Source organism: Massilia sp. PWRC2 (assembly GCF_049896725.1).
Lineage (GTDB): Bacteria > Pseudomonadota > Gammaproteobacteria > Burkholderiales > Burkholderiaceae_D > JAFCUW01.
In genome coordinates this window covers 364,883-386,106 of record NZ_JAFCUW010000004.1, presented here as the reverse complement: position 1 = coordinate 386,106, position 21,224 = coordinate 364,883, and the positions used below count along the sequence as shown (strand labels likewise).

10 protein-coding genes are annotated in these 21,224 nt (G+C 64.4%); 5 read left to right on the top strand and 5 right to left on the bottom strand.

Annotation, left to right across the window (positions count from 1 at the left end):
• Positions 1 to 53: 53 nt before the first annotated feature.
• Positions 54 to 2,987, bottom strand: a complete 2,934-nt coding sequence (locus tag ACP7BZ_RS11205) for an esterase (RefSeq protein ID WP_426113051.1) — start codon at positions 2,985 to 2,987, stop codon at positions 54 to 56.
• A complete protein-coding gene (locus ACP7BZ_RS11200) occupies positions 2,987 to 5,386 on the bottom strand; it encodes an amylo-alpha-1,6-glucosidase (protein WP_426113049.1) in 2,400 nt (799 codons plus the stop codon). The genes ACP7BZ_RS11205 and ACP7BZ_RS11200 overlap by 1 nt, the downstream gene beginning before the upstream one ends.
• A 632-nt stretch (positions 5,387 to 6,018) precedes the next feature.
• Between ACP7BZ_RS11200 and ACP7BZ_RS11195 the strand changes: the two genes are divergently transcribed.
• Entirely contained in the window at positions 6,019 to 8,670 is a 2,652-nt protein-coding gene (locus tag ACP7BZ_RS11195; RefSeq protein ID WP_426113047.1) for a TonB-dependent receptor, read from the top strand.
• A gap of 171 nt (positions 8,671 to 8,841) precedes the next feature.
• Here the strand turns inward: ACP7BZ_RS11195 and ACP7BZ_RS11190 are convergent, their stop codons facing one another.
• Entirely contained in the window at positions 8,842 to 10,113 is a 1,272-nt protein-coding gene (locus tag ACP7BZ_RS11190; protein WP_426113045.1) for an MFS transporter, read from the bottom strand.
• A 235-nt stretch (positions 10,114 to 10,348) separates the two neighbouring features.
• Between ACP7BZ_RS11190 and ACP7BZ_RS11185 the strand changes: the two genes are divergently transcribed.
• From ACP7BZ_RS11185 to ACP7BZ_RS11175, 3 genes are all read left to right on the top strand, one after another.
• Positions 10,349 to 11,686: an MFS transporter gene (locus tag ACP7BZ_RS11185; protein WP_426113043.1), complete on the top strand. Its 1,338-nt coding sequence runs from the start codon at positions 10,349 to 10,351 to the stop codon at positions 11,684 to 11,686.
• A 24-nt stretch (positions 11,687 to 11,710) separates the two neighbouring features.
• Positions 11,711 to 13,387: an alpha-amylase family glycosyl hydrolase gene (locus ACP7BZ_RS11180; RefSeq protein WP_426113041.1), complete on the top strand. Its 1,677-nt coding sequence runs from the start codon at positions 11,711 to 11,713 to the stop codon at positions 13,385 to 13,387.
• A gap of 75 nt (positions 13,388 to 13,462) precedes the next feature.
• Entirely contained in the window at positions 13,463 to 15,310 is a 1,848-nt protein-coding gene (locus ACP7BZ_RS11175; RefSeq protein ID WP_426113039.1) for a glucokinase, read from the top strand.
• A 93-nt stretch (positions 15,311 to 15,403) separates the two neighbouring features.
• On the opposite strand, the gene ACP7BZ_RS11170 is transcribed toward ACP7BZ_RS11175, so the two are convergent.
• Positions 15,404 to 18,145, bottom strand: a complete 2,742-nt coding sequence (locus tag ACP7BZ_RS11170; protein ID WP_426113037.1) for an alpha-1,6-glucosidase domain-containing protein — start codon at positions 18,143 to 18,145, stop codon at positions 15,404 to 15,406.
• A gap of 164 nt (positions 18,146 to 18,309) precedes the next feature.
• Between ACP7BZ_RS11170 and ACP7BZ_RS11165 the strand changes: the two genes are divergently transcribed.
• Positions 18,310 to 19,929 carry an alpha-amylase family glycosyl hydrolase gene (locus tag ACP7BZ_RS11165; protein WP_426113035.1) on the top strand — a complete coding sequence of 540 codons (1,620 nt, stop codon included), beginning with the start codon at positions 18,310 to 18,312 and terminating at the stop codon, positions 19,927 to 19,929.
• Between the two features lie 91 nt (positions 19,930 to 20,020).
• On the opposite strand, the gene ACP7BZ_RS11160 is transcribed toward ACP7BZ_RS11165, so the two are convergent.
• Entirely contained in the window at positions 20,021 to 21,223 is a 1,203-nt protein-coding gene (locus ACP7BZ_RS11160) for an ABC transporter permease (protein WP_426113033.1), read from the bottom strand.
• Between the last annotated feature and the right edge of the window lies 1 nt (position 21,224).

Sequence of the window (21,224 nt, the reverse complement as noted above, 5' to 3'; positions counted from 1 at the left end):
CGACCCTGCCGAACTTGCAAAGACCGTTAGCAGCAGGGCGCAAAGGCGAATGTTCATGGCGGGGTGTAGTTGTCGTGGTTGTCGTGATGGTCGTGAAGATCGTGAAGATCGTGAAGATCGCCTGAAGCGCTGGCCTTGCGCAGGCGGATGCCAAACAGCGTGAACTGGTTCGAAGGACCGGCCACGCCGCCCGCGCCGCTGAAATTGCGGTTCGCTTCCAGGTAGCTCATATTGTAAAAATCGTCGAGGCGGGCACTGTAGCTGCCGGCGGCCAGCTGCGCCGTCAGCGGCGTCGAAAAATTGGCCGGGCTGCCGCTGGCGCCAGCGCGGGTGTGCGGCAGTACCAGCACGCCGGCAGCGATGGTCGCGCCGGCCCCATCGATGAGGCTGAGCCGTTTGACGCCGCTGCTGATGCCCAGGTTGATCTGGTTGCTGCCGTTGTAGTAGCGCAGCTGTACCTGATAGCGGCCGGCGCTGCTGATCTCGATACCGTCGATGCGCCGGCTGGCGCCCGGTGCGCCCCATGGGCCGGCGTCGGCGATGGCAACCTCGATGGCAGTGCCACTGCACAGCGGCTGGCTATGATGACTGCGGTTAGCCGATTGTGCAAACACCGCTTCGGCGGTGTAGCAGCCGCCAGCGCCGTCGATGGCATAGGTGCCGGCCGCCAGGCCGCTGGCGATCTGCACCCCGTCGCGATACAGATTGGTCGATGTGCCGGCAGCCGCATCGGCGATCGCCACGCGCCCCGGACCGGCAAGGCGCAGTTGCGGTTCGGCGGGCGCATACAGCGCTGGCGAGCGTGCGTCAGGGGCGCCAGCGACCAGTGTGATGGCCTGGCGGCCCGCCTGCAAGCGACCCAGGCGCAGCACGATGCGGCTGTGCGCGCGCAGGCGCTGCCAGGCGATCGCGCCGGCGCTGCGCACGCCGTCAACAGTGACGCCAGCGACCGCGTAATAACCGTCGGCCTGCTCGGCGGGCGGCAGTTCGATGACGACCTCGATGGTCTTGTCGCGCAGGCGCAGGCCGCGCAGGGCAATGCGCTCGGCAGCGCCAAACGTCTGGCGGCGCAGGCGGCTGGTAATAAAAGGCTTTAGCTGCACGCCGCTGGCGTCGGCGGTCACGCCGAACACCGACTCGATCACCATGCCAAGATAGGCGCCGACGGACCACAGCTGGCGGCGTGAATTGATCACGGGGCCGGACAGGGCGGGCTGGGCGTCGTCGAGCAGCAGCGGCTGGCCCGACAGCCACTCGAGATTCTCGACATTCGACAGGTTCAGCGCCGCCCCGCGTATCAGGCTGGCGTAAGCGGCATCGGCGACCGCCACGTTCTTGCCGATGGCGGCCGCGCGCAAGCCGTAGGCGGTCACAAACGGCCAGATGGCGCGGTTGTGATAAATCGGCTGGCCCGGCTGCTGCGGAAAAATCACCGGCGGGCCGTTGGGACCGTGGGGGTAGTGCGCCAGGATGCTGTCCGTTTGCGCGCGCTCGGCCACGCCGCTGACGATGGCCAGCGACTGGCCCAGCCAGTCGAATTTATGCAGGGGAGCGCCATCAAAGTGCGCAGCGGTGAGGCTGGCGTACATGCCGGCGTCGGCCAGCCAGAAGCGCGCGTTGATGGCGTCTTTGAGTGCGCCCGCCCAGTGGCGGTATTTGTCTGCATCGCGCAGGCGGCCCTGCTCGCGCGCCAGTGCGGCGGTCAGGCCCAGCGCCTTGAAGTGGGCGAGGTTGGTCGACAGCGCCTTGCTGCTGGCGAGCGACGCGATATCGTCGCCGATCGCGCTGCTGTAGCTTTGCTCGCGCCAGTCGAGAAACGAGGCTTCGCCGCGGTACAAACCGTCGCTGCCATCAAACGCCGCCAGCCGGTCGTTCTCGACCGTGTTGACCAGCGCCCGCAGAGCGCGCGCGGCGAAGGCGGCGCGGCGGGCGCCGTCGAGCAAGTCGAGCACGCGCGCGGCACCAAAAGCCCAGGCCACGCGGTCGGTGCTGACCGGCCAGCTGCCGCCGCTGCCGGTGTCCTGCAGGATTTGCAGGCCGTCGGCGCTGCCGCCTGCCGCTGCCGGTTGGACCAGGCCAGCGCGCCATGGCGAGAGCTTGAAGTCCAGCGAGCGCATCACGCGGGCCGGCTCGAGCAGGGCCAGGCCCAGGTCGGCCGCATACGACAGGTCGCGCGTCCACACATAGTGCCACTGCTCGCCGGTCTCGAAGCAGGCGCAGGCAATCGGCTGGCCGCCGTTGTAGTTACCGTCGCGGATGGCGCTGACGGCGTCCTGGTGCATCTCATGGTTGGCCAGCGCGAACAGGGCGTCGAAGGCCAGGTTGCCGCTGCGGCTGACGGCATCGGCTGGCCTCTCGCGCAATCTGACGAAGGGCGGCCGCCGGTCGCGCAGCGTCATCGTCGTCGAGATGGTGTAGTCGCGCAGCGCCGCTGCCGGCTTGGGTGACGAAAAGCGCGTGGTGTCGTGCTGGCCGTCCCAGGTCGGCCAGTCGAGGCTGATGACGCCAGCGCCAGCAGAGTGGGGGTCAGGGCCGCCGGCGCTGGCAGCCGGGGCGGCGCCGAGCCGCTCGACGCGCAGCTGCGGCGCTGGCGCTGCGCTGACGTCCACCGTGAACAGGTAGCTGCCTGCCGCGCGGACAAACAGGTGGGTTTCGGCGCCGGCGTGGGTGAGCAGGGGCGTGTCGGCGCCGGGGCTGATGGCGTCCCCGATGGCCGCCGCAATGGTCCACTCGGTGCTCCAGTCCGCGCTGCCCAGCTTAAAACCGTGATAGCCGGGGTAAATCGTGATGCGCGCCTGGTAGCGGCCAGCACCGACGTCGATCAGGGCGTCGCTGGTGCCCCAGCCATTAAACCCGCCGCGCACGAACAGCGCTTGCGGCAGCGGCGCCGGCGCTGCATGACTGGAAAAGCTCGAGGCGAAAATGGCCAGGATGGCGAGCTTGCCGGCCGTGCCGGGTGTGTCGACGGTCAATCGCAGGCGGCCCATCAGCGGTAGCCGCCATCGACAATGATGTCGTGCAGGGCGTTGGTCGAACGCAGCATGGGGAAGTGGGCCGGGTCATAGGCTGGCGGCTGGCGAAAGCGCAGGCGGCCGATGATCGCTGTTTGCGCCGCCTGCACCACCGTGCCGGCCAGTGCACGATGGTGCAGGGTGACGCACAGGCGCGCGCTGCGCGCCCCGCATGGCGCGCTGGCCAGCTGCACCGGCACCCCCGGGCGCACCGTAAAACGCACGCGCACGCGCCGCTGCAGCGGGTCGAGCAGATCGAAAGTCACGGTGCGCGGCGCCGCCGCACGCAAGCTCAGGCGCCACGACTGGACACGGCCACTGTGGCCGCTGCGCCTGAAATCGACAGTCAGCGATTGGTCGACGCCAAACGGCAGGCGGGCGAACAGCGAAGTCCAGGCGGCCGGGATGGCCGGCACGAAGCGCACCACGCCGGCGGTCAGGTCGGGTCGAAAACCCAGGTAATCCTGGTAAGCGTTGCGGGCGAATTCGGCCACGCTCCACGATTGCGCGTAGGTGCCCGACGGTGTGAGCGAACCATCGCTTTGCGGCACGGCGTCGAGCAGTTCGCTCATGTGGCCCAGGGTGGCATGGGCACCGTCCGCGCCGATGCCGAGCATTTGCCGGCCCAGGCTCTCGGTGAGGCGCCAGGCGTGGTCCTGGTAGCCGAATTTGGTGAGGGCGCTGATCGTAAAGCCGGCGTTCCAGCCCCAGATGGTGCCTTGGTGGTATGCGGCGTCCTTGTGGTGAAACGCCGGGTTTTCGTGGCGCGGATGAAAATAGGGATGGTCCTGGCTCAAGGAGGCGATGCCATAGGGGTAGAGCAGGGCGCTGGTGGCGTTGTGGATGACATGCGCCTGGATCGTCGGCGCGACAAAATCGTCGAACGGAATGGTCACCAGCATCAGCTGATTGGGTCGCACCTTGACGTCGGCACTGCCGTCTTGGCGCAGGCGGTCGGCCATCAGGTGGCGCTGCGCATCCCAGAAGCGGCGCGTAAAACGGTCTTTTACTTTGCTTGCCAGGCCGCTCCAGTAGCGCGCCTTGGCGTCATCGCCGGCCTGGCGCGCCAGTGCGGCGCCGGTTTGCAGGGCGGTGTACCAGAGCGCCTGGATTTCGACCGCGTAGGGGCCGCGCGCCGACCATGGCTGGCGGTTGGCGATGCGGGCGTCCATCCAGGTGTCGGCGCTGTCGTGGCGCAGCAGGCCATCGGCATCCATGTCACTGGCAATCGCCCCTTCAAAATACGGCAGCGCCAGCTGGTACATCTGGCGGGCGAGGGCTTTGTCGCCGGTGTAGGCGATGGTCTCGAGTGCCTCGCGCAGCATCCACGGGGTGCCGTCGACGGTATTAAAAATGAGCGGCGCGCTGGCCGCGACGCGGTTGGCAATCCGCCCGTAGTCAGGGCCGCGCTGGCGCTGCTGGTAGCGGGCGAAATTGGCCAGCACGGCGCGCGCCTGATCGAACTGACCGCTCACCAGCAGGGTGCCGGGCAGCGCAATGAAGGTGTCGCGTCCCCAGTTGTCGCGGAACCACGGCAGACCGGCCCAGATACCCGCGCCAAACTCGTCGACCACGAACATGGCGGCGGACGCCTTGGCCCAGTTGAGCGCCTGGTTATAGGTGGCGTCGCTGGTGGCCAGGTAGCTGCGGGTGAGCACCGCGTGGCGCGCCGCTTTTTCTGCATTGATGGCGCCCGCCGGGGCGATCGCGCGGGCGCGCGCCAGCGCCTGGTCGGCACTGGTGCCGACGGCCGCGACCACGGTCAACGACGATACCGGCACGGTGGTGCGCAGCACCAGGCCGGCGTCGAGGCGAAACGGCTGGTCGGCCACCAGCGCCACAAACACGCTCTCGCCCGCAGCGGGCGCCACCAGCACGGCGCCGTCCTGCTGCCAGATGGTGCCGGGGGCACGCAACAGCGGCGCAATGGCGAGCAGCGCAGGGTGCGGCGCGCGCAGGGCCATCGCCAGCGCGTGTTGTTTCGATAGCAGCGCCAGTTCCTCGACGACGCCTTCCGCGCTGCGCAGGCGGCGGCCCCACGGCACGATTTGCTCGGCGGCGCCGCTGCGCTCGACGGCGACGCCGGCAACCGTGCTGGCGAAGTCGAGTAACTGGGTGCCGGCGCGCGTCACGTAACCCTCGCCGTTGCCGGTGCCCTGGGTGAAACCGGCGTAGTAGCCGTCCAGATTGTCGCCGGCGACGAAGCGCGCGTGGCGGCCGGCGCCGACGTCAATTGCCATGCTGTCAAAGAAAGCGTCGATGGCGGGGACCTGCGCGGCGGCCGGCAAGGCGGGCACGCTGAGCACGGTAAGCACGGTAAGCACGGTGAGCGGGGAGAGCACGGTGAGCAGGGCGGTGGCAAACAGGTGGCGCATGGTCACATTCATTGTGCGCAATCGGGGCGCGGCGCGCGGGCATCTTGCGCTGGGTGCCCCGATTGGATTTTAGTAGTTGCACTACATCGAAGAGGGGCCGGCAGCGCGCGTGGCGCCGCGGTTGGCCCGTGCATTTGTGTCGGAAGGATACGCTTAATGCGCGGGTGCTTCAATGAGCGCCGTCAGCCAGGTGCAGGGCCCGCTAGAGCCCAACATGCGAAAAATTGCGCAGATAGCGCAAAAACGCCCCATTCCGTTCTTAAAAACGCACAAATGTAGTGCAAGTATAGATTGCCTGGCACCAATTTGTAGCAATAATACAACGAGAAAATTGCCGGAATCGTGAGAAATCCATCAAAACACCGTGTTGACACACTGTGTCTGTAAGTCACGTTGACTTGCAATCTAGTTTTAATACAAAATCTTTTCGACAACGTCCAAGAGCGTTCGCATGAGGATTTCGTGTAGTCCGGTTTCATGATCCGTCAAACGGGTCGGACGCCGGGGCGCGAAAAAACAGTCAGTCATTCATGATTTCAAGGGGACATATGAATATCTTTGCAAGCAAGCGGTCGGGCGCACGTCGTTCCAGCCTTTTCTTCAAGTTGAGCCCGGTTGCGGCAGCTTGCACCGTGCTCGTTAGCGCGATCTCGGCACAGGCGCAAGCCCAGGTTGCCAGCGCACCGCTGGCCGACGCACCGATCACCAGCGTCACCGTGGCGGGCATCCGCCGTGGTATCGAAGACGCCATCTCGGTCAAGAAAGATGCGACCTCGATCGTCGAGGCCATCTCCGCCGAAGACATTGGCAAACTGCCCGATTCGTCGATCGCGGAGTCGATCGCCCGCCTGCCAGGTCTGGCCGCCCAGCGCGTGGCCGGCCGCGCCCAGGTCATCTCGGTGCGCGGTCTGTCGCCCGATTTTGCCACCACCCTGCTCAACGGCCGCGAACAGGTCAGCACCGGTGACAACCGCAGTGTCGAATTCGACCAGTACCCTTCCGAGCTGCTCAGCGGCGTGCTGATCTACAAGACCCCGGACGCCGCGCTGGTCGGCCAGGGCTTGTCGGGCACCATCGACATGCAGACCGTGCGTCCGTTGTCATTCGGTGGCCGCACCGTGGCCTTGAATGCCCGCGGCGAGCGCAATTCGCTGGGCAAGATTGCCAATGCAAAAGCCACCGGCAACCGTTTCAGCGCCAGCTACATCGACCAGTTCGCCAACCGCACGATCGGTATCGCCCTCGGCTTTTCCCATCTGTCCTCGCCGGTACTCGATCAGGAAACCGGTCTGTACGAACCGTGGAAGACCGATGGTCGTCCAGGCGTGCCTGCCGGTACCTTTGTTACCGACGGCATCAAGTCGCTGGCACGCAGCGGCACCAATGAGCGCGATGGCGTGATGGCGGTGGTGCAATACCGCCCGAACCAGCAGTGGAACAGCGTGCTGGACCTGTATGCGTCGAAATTCAAGCGTGAAGAAACCGCCAACCAGTTCGAAGTGAACCTGAGTAACTACAACGGCGGCTTCACCCCAGGACTGCTGTTTAATCCACCGACGATTGCGAATGGCGTGTTGACCGGCGGCACTGCTACCGGCGTCTATCCCCTGGTGCGCGGCATGTACAACAAGCGCGAAGATGACATCCATGCTGCCGGCTGGAACAACACGGTCAAGCTGCAAGACGTCACCCTGGTGGCGGACGTGTCGTACTCGAAAGCCAAGCGCGATGAGCTTAGCCTCGAGAGCAATACGCAGATCAGCAACGCTGCCGGCGCGCCGTTCCTCGACACCGTCAAGCTGGCATTCAACCAGGGCGCGTTCCCCACCCTGACGGGCGGGCGCAATTACAGCGATCCGGCGAGCCTGTACGTGCGCAATACCATTTACGGTTCCGGCTACGGCAAGACGCCGCGCGTCGAAGATGAACTGAAGAGCTTGCGCTTCTCGGCGAATTTCCCCATCGACCGTTTCGCCATCGCCAGTGTCGATGTCGGCATGAATTATTCCGACCGCAACAAGAGCAAACGCCAGCCGGAAGGCAATATCGATCTGAAAGGTGCGCCGTCGACCATTTCGTCTGACCTGCAATACGGCCTGGTCGACCTCGGCTTTGCCAACAGTGGCATGATCCCGTCGTGGAACGTGCCAGGCGTGGTCGCCAAGTACATGATCTTTAACCCCACCGATACCCAGAGCTACCTGGTGTCGAAGGCGTGGGATGTGAACGAAAAGATCACCACCAGCTACGTCAAGGGCAACATCAATAGCGACCTGTCGGAAACGATCAGCCTGCGCGGTAACGTTGGCGTGCAGATCCAGCACACCGATCAATCGTCGCACGCCAACTATTACGATGGCACCGCCGCTGTCGGCCAGCAGATCAAGCCGGTTGACGATGGCAAGAAGTACACCGACTACCTGCCGAGTTTGAATCTGGCCTTTGGCTTGCCATATGACCAGACCATCCGCCTGGCCGCTGCCCGCCAGATCGCCCGCGCCCGCGTCGATCAGTTGCGCTCGGCACTCGACTTTGGTGTCTCGACCACCGACTTCAAACCGGGTGGTAGCGGCGGCAATGCCCAGCTCGATCCATGGCGCGCGAATGCCTTCGACGTCTCGTATGAAAAGTACTTCGGCAAGAAGGCATACGTGGCGGTTGCTGGTTTCCACAAGAAGTTGACCAGCTATATCTACACGCAAACCTTGAACTACGATTTCTCGAAGTACATCCCGGGAACCATCGCCAAGACCCCGTTCGGCAACTACACGGCGCCGTTCAATGGCAAGGGCGGCACCCTGAAGGGCGCCGAGCTGTCCGGTTCGATGCCGTTCAACCTGGTCTCGCCGATGCTCGACGGTTTCGGTATCCAGGCCAGCTACACGTACAGCGACAGCGACATCAAGATCGAAGACCCGAACAGCAACATCGGCACCAATATCCCGCTGCCGGGCTTGTCGAAAAATACCAGCAATCTGACCGTGTACTACGAAAAGAATGGGTTTGAAACCCGCATCAGCCAGCGTCGTCGTTCCGATTTCGTCGGTGAAATCGGCAACTTCTCGAACGACCGCACCCTGCGCTACGTGGTCGGCGAGAATGTCGTCGATTTCCAGATTGGCTACACCTTCCAGAGCGGCTCGCTCAAGGGCCTGGGACTGGTCGCTCAGGTCAATAACCTGACCAACCAGGCCTACGAGACGTACAACGGTGACCGTGCCAAACAGCTGGAATACCAGAAATACGGCCGTACCATTCTGGTTGGCGCGAACTACAAGTTCTAAGTTGAGATAGCGCTGTTGCAGCAACCCCGTCGCGCGAGCGGCGGGGTTTTTTTACGTCTTGAAGTGGGGGCGGGCAGGCATGGGCCGGGCAGGCACCGCACGCTGCCTGCCCCATATCTGGCGCATCGAAGTATCAGCAGCGCATCGACGCATATCGTCAGGCTCAGCGGCTCAGTGGCTCGCCTGCAGCGTAAGCCCCTGCGGCGCCTGCTTTTCGCTGACCAAACACCACAGCAGCGCCGATACCGCCAGGCAGCCGCCGCACATCCAAAACAGCACATTCGAGTCGGCTGCGCTTTTCATGATGTAGCCGACGCCGGTCGACAGCAGCTGTGGCAGCACTACCGACAAATTAAACATTCCCATAAAAAACCCCATGCGGCTCTTGTCGACTTTTTCGCTCATGATGGCAAATGGCAGGCTGACGACAGCGCTCCAGCCGATGCCGACCACCGCCATCAGCGCGTACAGCCGGTGCGGCGTGCTGGCGCCGGTGGCGATGGCGAAATACGCCGCTGCCATGATGGCCATGCAGGCCGCCTGGGAACGCACGCTGCCAATCCGGCGGGCCACAGGCGCCAGCACCAGCGCCGGCAGCACAAAGCCGACCACGTTCATCACGGCAAACGAGATGGCAATCACATGGCCTGACTGCGCCGCGAAGTCGGCCGGTGACACGCCGGCGCTGACGATGTGCTGTTGAATGAACGCGATGATATACACGAACATCGACTGCACCCCCAGCCAGGCAAAGCCGTGGGCAAAATAAATGCGCCACAGCTGGCCCCACTCGGTCGGGGTGGCGGCGACGGGATCGTCCTGGACGCGCAGCGAGCGCGGTTCGGTGACGAAGAAAATCGGCAGCACGGAAAAGGCAAACACGATCACCACGCCGACCGAGATCAGCGTGTTGTTACCGATCAGGGCGCCGATCAGGTAGGCGAGCACGCCAAAAAAGCCGGAGATGGTTTGCATCGAGGTGAAGCCGCGCGTGCGGGCATCGCCTTCCGGGGTGACGTCGGCAATGAGCGAGCGGGTCGGATTAAAACCGATATTGATCGACAGGTCGAGCGTGAGGGCGACAATCACCGCCACCACCAGCAGATTGCCGATACCGAGCAGGCTGGCCACCTGGTCGATGCGCGGCAGCAGGAACACCATCAGCGCGGCCAGCGCGCCGCCGATCAGGATGAACGGGCGCCGCCGTCCGCCCCAGAACCACACCTTGTCGCTGACCATGCCGATGATGACCTGGCCGACAATCCCGGCCAGCGGACCGGCCGCCCAGACAATACCGATTTCGTCGATATCGAGGTGGTACTTGGTCGACAGCAGCCAGCTCAAGGCCGAAATTTGAATGCACAGGGCGAAGCCCATCGCTGTCGAGGGCAGGCTGATGAGGGCGTTGAAGGCCGGCGTCAGGCGCCGTTGCATGTCCAGCATGGAGTCTCCAGAGTTGTTCTACGGCCCCTTGCAGGTGCCTGTTATTTGACTACAAATCGATGCATTAGCGTGCATGTGTGTCACCGATTTTACTATGGAATAGTTTGAATTGACACTGTGGCATGCCCATGTTACTTTGCTACAAAACTTGGCTGACTGCCGGTGCGCCCGGCGTCGCCGACAAGCTCAAAGCCTCAAGCCGGCGACGTCCGGAACCACTATTTCCGGAGACACGATGAAGCTGCATTCCCCCCTGGCGACGCGCAAGCCGCGTATGACATTCTGGCAGCTGTGGAACATGAGCTTCGGCTTTTTTGGCATCCAGTTCGGCTTCGCCCTGCAAAACGCCAACACCAGCCGCATCTTTTCCACCCTTGGCGCGCAGGCTGACGACCTGGCGTTTTTCTGGCTGGCCGCGCCCGTCACTGGATTACTGGTCCAGCCCATCATCGGCTACCTCAGTGACAACACCTGGCACCCGACCTGGGGCCGGCGCCGGCCATTTTTCTTCGCCGGCGCGGTGGTCGCATCGATCGCCCTGATCCTGATGCCCAATTGCGCGGTGCTGTGGATGGCAGTGGCGGTGTTGTGGATGATGGATGCCGCGATTAACGTGTCGATGGAACCGTTCCGCGCCTTCGTTGGCGACAAATTAGACAGCAGCCAGCAGACCGCCGGCTATGCCATGCAGACCTTCTTTATTGGCTGCGGCGCCGTCATCGCCTCGCTGTTACCGACCATCTTTTCCGACGGCTTTGGCGTCTCCAACGTGCCCTTTGGCGGCATGATCCCCGATACGGTGCGCTACTCGTTCTATGTCGGCGGCGCCGTGTTCTTCCTGGCGGTGCTGTGGACGGTGCTCAGCGCGCGCGAAACGCCGCCCGCCGACCTGGCGCAGTTCCGCGCCGAGCGGGCCCGCAACCGCCGCTTCGGCGCCGCTGCGCGCGGCATTGTCGGCGGCCTGCTGCACATGCCCAAGACCATGCTGCAGCTGGCGCTGGTGCAGTTTTTTACCTGGATCGCCCTGTTCGCCATGTGGATCTACACCGGCACCTCGATCGCCGACACCGTCTATGGCAGCAGCGATCCGCAGTCGCCCGCCTACCAGGCGGCCGGTAACTGGGTCGGCGTGATGTTCGGCGTGTATAACGGCGTCTCGGCGCTGGCTGCATTCATTCTGCCGGTACTGGCCCGTCAAACCAGCCGCAAGGCGGTGCACGCGCTGTGCCTGATGATCGGCGGCGTCAGTCTGGCCAGCCTGCTGGTCATCACCAGCAAGCACATGCTGCTGCTGCCGATGGTCGGTGTCGGCATCGCCTGGGCCAGCATTCTCACCATGCCTTACGCGATCCTGGCCGCGGCGCTGCCGCCTGCGCGCATGGGTTACTTCATGGGGCTGTTCAATATTTTCGTCGTCATCCCGCAGATTCTCTCGAGCCTGTTACTCGGCTGGATGACGGTGCACGCCTTCGGCGGCCACACCGTCAACACGCTGGTGCTCGGCGGCGCATCGATGGTCCTGGCCGGCGTGTTGACCCTCTTGGTGACCGACCGCGCCGAAGCGGCCGATTAAGCGCTGCATGAAAGTGACCTCTGCATGAAACTGCGCGCACTCGTACTGTCCCTCGGTTTGCTGGCGGGCGCCGTCAAGGCGGCGCCCCTGCCTGTCAAACCTTTTTCGTGGGACAACGCCACCATCTACTTTCTGCTCACCGACAGGTTCAACAACGGCAACCCGGCAAATGACCACGCCTACGGCCGCAAGAGTGATGGCGCGCCCCTGCGCGGCTACCTGGGGGGCGACTTCGCCGGCGTCACCGCCAAAATCCGCGAAGGCTATTTTAACGAGCTCGGTGTCGACGCCATCTGGATCACGCCACCGGTCGAACAGATCCACGCCGGCACCGACGAAGGCAGCGGCAAATCCTACGCGTTTCACGGCTACTGGGCGCGCGACTTTACCGCCATCGACGCCAATCTCGGTAGCGCCGCCGATTTGCACGCGCTGGTCGACAGCGCCCACGCCAAGGGCATCCGGGTGATCCTCGACGTCGTCATGAACCACACCGGTCCCGTCACCGCGCAAGACCCGCTGTGGCCAGCGGCGTGGGTCAGGACCGGTCCTGCCTGCACCTACCAGGATGCGGCCAGCACCATCGACTGCACTCTGGTAAAAAATTTGCCCGACATCCGCACCGATGCCGTCAAGGCAGTGCCGCTGCCGCCGGCGCTGGTGGTGAAGTGGAAGCGCGAAGGGCGCTACGCAAAGGAGAAGGGCGAACTCGATGCCTTCTTCAAGCGCACCGGCTACCCGCGCACGCCGCGCTATTACCTGATCAAATGGCACGCCGACTGGATCCGCACCTACGGTTTTGACGGCCTGCGCGCCGACACCGTCAAGCATGTCGAGGCAGGCGTCTGGAAAGACTTGAACAAGGTCGCTGCCAGCGCCTTCGAAGACTGGAAAAGAGCCCATCCCAAAGAGCGCATCGACGACGCAGCGTTTTATGCCACCGCCGAAGTGTATAACTACAGCATCGCCAATGGCCGCCAGTTCGATCTCGGCGGCGGCACCCTGGTCGACTATTTTGACCAGGGTTTTGACAGCATGATCAACTTCGGCATGAAAACCGATGCGAAGCAGGCCTACGAAACGCTGTTTGCCAGCTATTCACACGCCTTGCACGGGCCCCTGCAGGGGCGCTCGGTGCTCAATTATCTCAGTTCGCACGACGACGGCGAACCGTTCGATGCGGCGCGCACGCGCGCCATCGACGCCGGCACCCGCCTGCTGCTCGCGCCTGGCGCTGCGCAGATTTATTATGGCGACGAGAGCGCGCGCCTGCTCGATGTGCCAGCGGCCAGCGGCGACGCCAAACTGCGCAGCTTCATGAACTGGGATGAGCTGGCGACCAATGCGCCGCGCGGGCAGGGTGCTGCCAGCGTTGGCGTGGCCGACGTCCGCGCGCACTGGGCAAAGCTGGGGCGTTTCCGGCAAGATCACCTGGCCGTCGGCGCCGGCGTGCACCAGATGCTGCAAGCGTCGCCCTACGTGTTCAAGCGCACTTATGATGAAGGCGGCGTGCGCGATCGCGTGGTGGTGGCACTGGGATTGCCAGCGAGCGGGCCGACGGCGATTGCCGTGCACGGCGTATTTAGCGACGGTCAGATCGTGCGCGATGCTTACACCGGCACCAGCGCGGTGGTTGCCAACGGTGCCGTCACGTTTGCGGTGGCAGCGCCGGTCGCCCTGATTTCTGATTCACCACACTAGGATCCGCTGTATTTTGATGTAAGAGATGCAATGGGATATGCTACCGCGACCAAGCACGCCACGCACTGCGAACCGATGACCAGACTATTAGCCACCGAAACAACCTACAGCCGCACTGCCTATGCCGACGGCCCCCGTCTGCTGGCCGATATCGGCGCTACCCACGCCCGCTTTGCGCTGGAGACGGCGCCTGGCACGGTGCGCGCCGTGCGGGTGCTGATGTGCGACGATTTTAGCGGCATCGTGCCGCTGCTGCATTGCTACCTGGCCGACCACGCCGGCACCCGCATCCACCACGCGGCATTCGCCCTGGCCAATCCGATCAGCGGCGACTTGATCCGCATGACCAACCGCGACTGGCAGTTTTCCACTGACGACGTGCGGCGCCAACTCAATCTGTCGACCCTGTTGATCGTCAATGACTTCACGGCGCTGGCGATGTCGCTGCCGGTTCTCAAGGCCGACAGCCTGCTGCAGGTGGGCGGCGGCACGCCGGCCGAAAACGCCGTGGTGGGCGTGCTGGGGCCAGGCACCGGCCTCGGTGTATCGGGCGTGATTCCCACCCTCGATGGTTTTGTGACCCTCGGCAGTGAAGGCGGCCACGTCAGCTTCGCCCCGGCCGATGAACGCGAGTTCGCCATCTTGCAGTTCGCCTGGCGCGAGTGGCCGCACGTGTCGAACGAGCGGCTCATTTCCGGTCCCGGCATGGAAATCATTTATCGGGCGCTGGCCGCGCGCAATGGCGTCGCCAGCGCGGCGCGCAGTGCGCCCGACATCATCAGCGGCGCGCTCGAACAGCACGACGCCCTGTGCCTGGAAACGCTCGAATGCTTTTGCGGCATGCTGGGCGGGGCGGCCGCCAATCTGGCGGTGACGCTGGGCGCCTTCGGTGGCATTTTTATCGGTGGCGGCATCGTGCCGCGCATGGCCGAGTGGTTTGCAACCTCTCCGTTTCGCGCGCGCTTTGAAGCGAAGGGGCGGTTCACCGATTATCTGGCGCAGATTCCCACCTACGTCATCATGACCCCCAACCCCGCCTTTTATGGGGTGGCCACCATTTTGTCCGAGCACCTGCGCGGCAGGAGCGGTGCCAACACCCTGATGGAGCGCGTCCAGCATCTGCAGCATGAACTCTCGCCCGCCGAGCAGCGCGTGGCCGCGCTGGTGATCGAGCATCCGCGCAAAGTCTTGCACGAACCGATCGCCGAAATCGCCCGCCTGGCCGACGTCAGCCAGCCCACCGTGATCCGCTTTTGCCGCTCGCTGGGCTTTTTGGGGCTGGCTGACTTCAAGCTCAAATTTGCCAACAGCCTGACCGGCACCATTCCAGTGCGTCACAGCCAGGTGCGGGTGTCGGACAGCACCCATGATCTGTCGGCCAAGGTGATCGACAATACGGTATCGGCAATTTTAAAATTTCGCGACCAGCTCGACGTCGTCTCTATCGAGCGCGCCATCGCACTGCTGCGCAAGGCCAGTCGCGTCGAGTTTTACGCCATGGGCAATGCGCGCGTGGTGGCGCTCGACGGCCAGCACAAATTTTTCCGCTTCCGCATTCCCACTTCGGCGTATGGCGACTCGCACCTGTTCAAACTGGCCGCCGACCTGCTCAAGCCGGGCGACGTCGTCATCGCCATTTCCACCTCCGGCGAGCTGCCTGACCTGCTGACGGCAGTCGATACGGCGCGCGCGGCCGGCGCCGACGTCATTGCCATTACCAGCAGCAAATCGGCGCTGGCGAAGAAAGCCAGCATTTGCCTGGCGGTCGATCACAGCGAAGACAGCACCACCTTCCTGTCGATGATTTCGCGGATACTGCAGTTACTGCTTATCGATATCATGTCGGTCGGCATATCGCTGGGCGCGCCGGACGAGGGCGAACTGGAACCGGCCCGGTTGATGATTTCGCACCTCGACGTCTAAGGCGTCGGCCAGGCACTGCAGGCGGCTGCGCAGCGGTGGCAGCGGCAGCGCGCGCGGTGCGCGCCTGCCAGTCGGCCTGCTGCAAACGGTGCGTCACTCCACAAATACCACCGCCGTCCGCGCTGGAATCACAAAGCGCCCGCTGGCCCGATCAAAGCGTGCCTGCCTCACGCGCCGATCAGCGCGGTGCGCCGGATGGAGGCGGTAACGCCGCCCCTGTTCGCTGCTGGCCACCACCGTGCGGGCCACCCGGTCGACATTCACAAAATACGCCACCGTCTTGAAACCGGCCCCCGCATAGCCCTCGCCATCGATGCGCGCAGCAATCAGCGGCGCCGGACTGTCCAAAAAGTGCAGGCGCTCAAGGACGTCTGCGGCGCTGCGTAACCTGAACAGGGTCGAACTGGCGCGCACCGCCAGCAGCTCGCGGAAGACGTCGCGCGCAAAGCCGATGTCGCGCGCCGTCGGTCGCAGGCGCGCGTCCATCAGCAGCGGCTTGATCAGCGCATAGTCCTTGCCGTTGTCGGCCAACGGCGGCGCGCCGCTGCCGAAATAATTGGTCTGATAAGTCCAGTCGATGCGGTTGAACCAGTCGCCCGAATTGAAGCTGTTGCGATCGAGTGACTTCGAGCGCAGGGTGTCGATGCCGGCGTGGTAGTAGGCCACGCCCTGGCTGAAGGCGACGATCGCCGCCCCCAGCATCTGCACGCGGGCGCGTTCGGCGCTGCTGGTGGCGCGTGGCAGTTTGAAGGCGTTGATGTCGTACAGGGTCTGGTTGTCGTGGTTTTCCACGTAATTGACCGCTTCGCCCGGATCGACGGCGTAGCCGGCGCTCTGGCCGTGGTAATCGATGTCGGCCAGCCGCTTGACGGTGCCGTCCGCCGTGCGCAGCCGGTAGTCGCGCAAACTGCCGGCCAGCCCCACCTTGACCAGATCGGCGGCGCGCTGCAGGCTGGCCAGCGGCCGCGCGCCGGCCAGCGCATTCGGCGCCGTCACCAGGCCATTGATGAATCCCTGCTCGCTGATTAACAGTGCACCACTGTCTGCGGCACTGCCGCCGCGCATGGCATCGCGCGCGCGGTCGCTGAAGCTACCGATGCCGCTGCCACCGAGCGACAGTTGCGACGCCTGGACGAAGCGCGCGCCGTTTTCCACTTCGCCGAAATTCCAGCCTTCGCCGAGCAGCTCTACCGGATGGCCGACGGCGGCGTTGACGCGCTCTTGCAGCTGCTCCATGACGGCGCGCGGCTGGTGGCCCATCAGGTCGAAGCGGAACGAGTCGATGCGGTAGGCGCTTGCCCACATGACTACCGAGTCGATCATCAGTTTTCCCATCATGGCGTGTTCAGTCGCCGTGTTGTCGCAGCAGGTCGACTGCGCCACCGCGCCAGCGCCATCGAGCCGGTGGTAGTAGCCGGGGACGATGCGATCGAGCACCGAACGCGGGTGCTGACCCGAGCGGTAGGTGTGGTTGTAGACCACGTCCATGCCGACCCGCAGGCCCAGTCTGTGCAGGCTGGCGACCATCGCGCGCAGTTCGATCACGCGCTGCCGGCCATTGCCGGCATCGCTGGCGTAACTGCCTTCCGGCGCGCTGTAGTGAAGCGGGTCGTAGCCCCAGTTAAAGCAGTCCGTATCGGCGCTGGCCATCACCAGCGTTTGCTGCGCTTGACTGGCGCTGCCGCTTCGCGTGAGCGTCGGTGAAGTACAGGCCTGTTCCGGCACGCTGGCAAAGTCATAGATGGGCAGCAGGTGAATGTCCGTCAGGCCGGCCTTTGCCAGCGCTGCCAGGTGGCGCATGCCGTTCGAGCCGGTGTCGCCAAAGGCGCTGTATTTGCCGCGGTGGGCAGCTGGCACACTTGCATCGTTGATGGAAAAATCGCGCACATGCAGTTCGTAGACTGCCATGTCGGTCAGGCGGCGTACCGTTGGCGGCGCCGCTGCCGTGTCCCAGCCAGGTGGCGCCAGTCGGGGCGAAGCCAGGTTGGCGATGTAGCTGCGCGCCGAATCGGTGGTCAGACTGACCGAATACGGATCGGTGACCAGGTTGCGTACCAGGCCGCTGTCGCCCGCCACCGGATCGACGATGACATCGACCAGAAACGTGTAATAGCCACCGTCCACATCGCCCGCCACGCTGGCGCGCCAGACGCCGGTGGCGTCGTCGCGCTGCATGCGAGAGAGCATGCGCGCGCCGCTGTTGCCACTGTCGTAGATGCACACCGCCACCTGCTGTGCGGTCGGCGCCCACAAGGCAAAGCGCGCGCCGCTGGCAGTGACCGTCACGCCGAGGTCAGGGACGTCGACGGCGCCCGCATACAGGCGGTCGAGGGCGCCGGCCGCTTGCAGGCGGGTGGCGGCCAGCACCACGCCGGCGCTATTTTCCTGCACCAGTAGCAGCTGGCCGCGCTGCAGTGCGCGCAGTTGTTCGTCACCGGCGTCGACGACGAATTGGGCGCCGCCACCGGTGTAGCGAAACTGGGGAAGATCGATGTGCGCCGCGGCGACTGTGAACGGCACGGTGCCATCGTCGCCGCTGACGGTGGCGCCGACAGCGGCGCTGATGGTGGCGCCGGCTGCATGGTACAACTTGAAGCGGCCGTCGACCGTTAGCTGCGCGCCGGGCCAGCTGATGCGGTGCGCATCTAACCACAGCGCGCGCGCATCGAAACGCTGGGGCGCCTTCTGCAGCATGGCCTGGAACGGGCCGTCGCAGGCGGCGACGCTTGCAGGCGCGGCAGCCGCGGCAACCGCGGCGCTGCTGTGGCCGAGCGACGCCAGCAGTGCGCAGGCCACTGCAAGGACCCGGTGGATGGCCCCTAAACGTATCCTCATGTAACCCTTTTTTCTCTTTTTTTCATGTAGTTTAACTACGCCGGTACCTGTATTGCTACGCTAAGCCATTGATAAGCATGGCATTGCGCAAGGTGGCGAAGATTGTCGGTCAACGCTCTGTGCTGTATATTATCTACAAATTTATCATTTCGCGGAAAATTCTCATGATCGTCAACGACGCGCCGTGGTGGCGTGAAGCCGCCATCTACCAGGTCTATCCCCGCAGCTTCCTCGACACCAACGGCGACGGTGTCGGCGACCTTGCCGGCATCACTGAAAAGCTCGACTACATCGCTGGCCTGGGTGTCGATATCGTCTGGATTTCGCCGTTTTTTACCTCGCCGATGAAGGACTTCGGCTACGACGTTGCCGACTATTGCGACGTCGATCCCCTGTTTGGCACGCTGGCTGACTTCGACCGCCTGATCGCCAGAGCGCACCGCCTGGGTCTGAAAATCATGATCGACCAGGTGTGGTCGCACACGGCCGAGATGCACCCGTGGTTCGCCGAAAGTCGCGCCAGCCGCGATAATGCGAAAGCGGACTGGTACGTCTGGGCCGATCCGCGCGACGATGGCAATCCGCCCAATAACTGGCTGTCCGTGTTCGGTGGCTCGTCGTGGCAGTGGGACAGCCGCCGGCGCCAGTATTACCTGCATAATTTTCTGGTGTCGCAGCCGGACATGAATTTTCATCATCCCGAGGTGCAGCAGGTCCACCTGGACAATCTGCGTTTCTGGCTCGAGCGCGGTGTCGATGGCGTGCGCATGGATGCCTGCAATTTTCATTTTCACGACCTCGCATTGCGCAGCAATCCGCCGGCACTGACGCGCGACACCGCCACCGTCACCGACGTCAACCCGTACGGCATGCAGGCCCACGTCTACGACAAGACCCGCCCCGAAAACATTCCGTATTTGCTGCGCGTGCGCGCCCTGCTCAACGAGTACGAGGCGATCGCCATCGGCGAAGTCGGCGCCGACGATGCGCTCGGCGTGATGGCCGCCTACACGGCCGATGGCGACAAGCTGCACCTGGCCTACAGTTTTAATTTGCTCACGCCCGAGTTCTCGGCACGCCACATCCGCACCCAGGTCGAACAGTTTGAAGCGCGCGTCAAGGGTGGCTGGGCTTCCTGGTCGGTGGGCAACCACGACAGCATCCGCGTGATGACGCGCTGGGGCGGCACCCAGCCATCGTCCGCACTGGCGCGGGTGGTGCTGGCGATGCAGCTGGCCTTGAAAGGCACGCCCTGCCTGTACCAGGGCGACGAGCTGGCGCTGACGGAAGCGGAGGTGCCGTTCGAACTGCTGCAAGACCCCTACGGCATCACCTTCTGGCCGGAGTTTAAAGGCCGCGATGGCTGCCGCACGCCGATGCCGTGGACGAACGCCTCACCGAATGGCGGTTTTACCAGCGGCACGCCGTGGCTGCCGCTCGATCCGGCGCACATCGCCGCTGCCGCCGCCGTCCAGGATGGCGAGCCGGCCTCGCCGCTGAACGCCGCCCGCCGCCTGATCAAGTGGAGAAAGGCGCAGCCGCAGCTCACCCGCGGCGACATCGTGTTTTTCGACGCCCCCGAGCCGATCCTGGCGCTGCGCCGCGATCTGGCCGGCATGCCGTCGATGCTGGCGATTTTTAATTTGGGAACGGCGCCGGTGACGTTTGCCTGGGCGGCAGCAAAAGGCGCGCGTGCCGTCGATGGCCATGGCCTGGTGGGCGCGCTGAACGACACGGTGGTCGATTTGCCGGCGTTCGGCGGCTGGTTCGGGCTGGTCGATTAAGGGGCAGCGTTTCAGGGGAGCTGGCCCGCATGCCCGCGCACGCAGGGGCTGCCGGTACCGGTGCCGGCAGCGAAGTCCATTCCGGCTGACCTTAGCGGTTGCTAAACACCAGCACCGGCTGCAGTCGCAGCACGGGCCGCGCGCTCAGCGCAGCACCGACCACGCTGATGATCAATACCATCGCTGCGCCAAGCAGGGGGGTGAACCACATCACGCGAAACGGGTAGCCGGCAACGTCGGCGAACTGTCCCGCAATGGCGCACAGGCCAAAACCCAGGCCGGTGCCGATCAGTGCAGATACTGCCGCCTGCATGCAGATCATTGCCAGCAGGGTGCGTCGTTGCGTGCCCATGGCGCAAAGCACCGCGTACTGCGGCAAGTTTTCGATCGTGAACATATACAGCATGATGCCGGTCACGCCAAAGCCGACCGACATCGCCAACACCAGCATCGAGGCGATATCGCCGACGTCTTCCGAATTGATCAGGAACCAGCGCACGGTATCTTCCCGAAACTGTGCTGCCGTTCGGGCGCGCAGGCCAGTGCGCGCCTCGATCCGCGCAGCCAGGCTGGCCGTGTCCAGTCCCGCTGCTGCGCGCACCAGCACGAAGGTGACCGGGCGGCGCTCCGGGAGCAGCGCGCGGGCGCGGCTCAAAGGCATATACAGCAGCGGGCGCGGTGGAAAGCGCGGCAGTGCATTGGCGGTCGCCGCAATGTGTACCGTGCGATCGTTGAGTATCAGCTCATCACCGGCGGCCAGTTCGCGCGACGGGGTGGCGGCGTCGCTGCGCCATGTGGGCCACCCGCGATGGCTGCGCTGCGGTGTATCAAGCTTGCCGCTGCTGCCACCGGACGATACCGCCACCGCTGTCGGTGCGCGCAGAACGCTGACGGCGGCGGGGCCCGCTGCTGACGGTAACAGCGGCGGCAAGCCAGCGAGCGTGGCGTCGTCCACGCCAATCACCTGGAACGACTGAAAGCGCCCGCCCGGAAAGCGCGCTTCGGCGCTGGCCACGGCCAGCGGCAGCGCACTGCGCACGCCTTCGACGTTGCGCACGCGCTCCAGCGCCCACGGCGGCAAGCCGGTGTTTTGCTCGACCGAACTGACGGCCGGATCCATGACCCAGACGTCGGCAAAGCTGTTTTCTGCAATGAGCGCGAAGCCGCGCGTCATGAAGCCGCAAAAATACGATGCCGCGAATGTCACCAGGAAGGCGGTGAAGGCGATGCCAAAGATGAGTCCCAGGTACTTGGCGCGGTCTCCCAGCAGCATGTTGATCGCAATGAACCACATC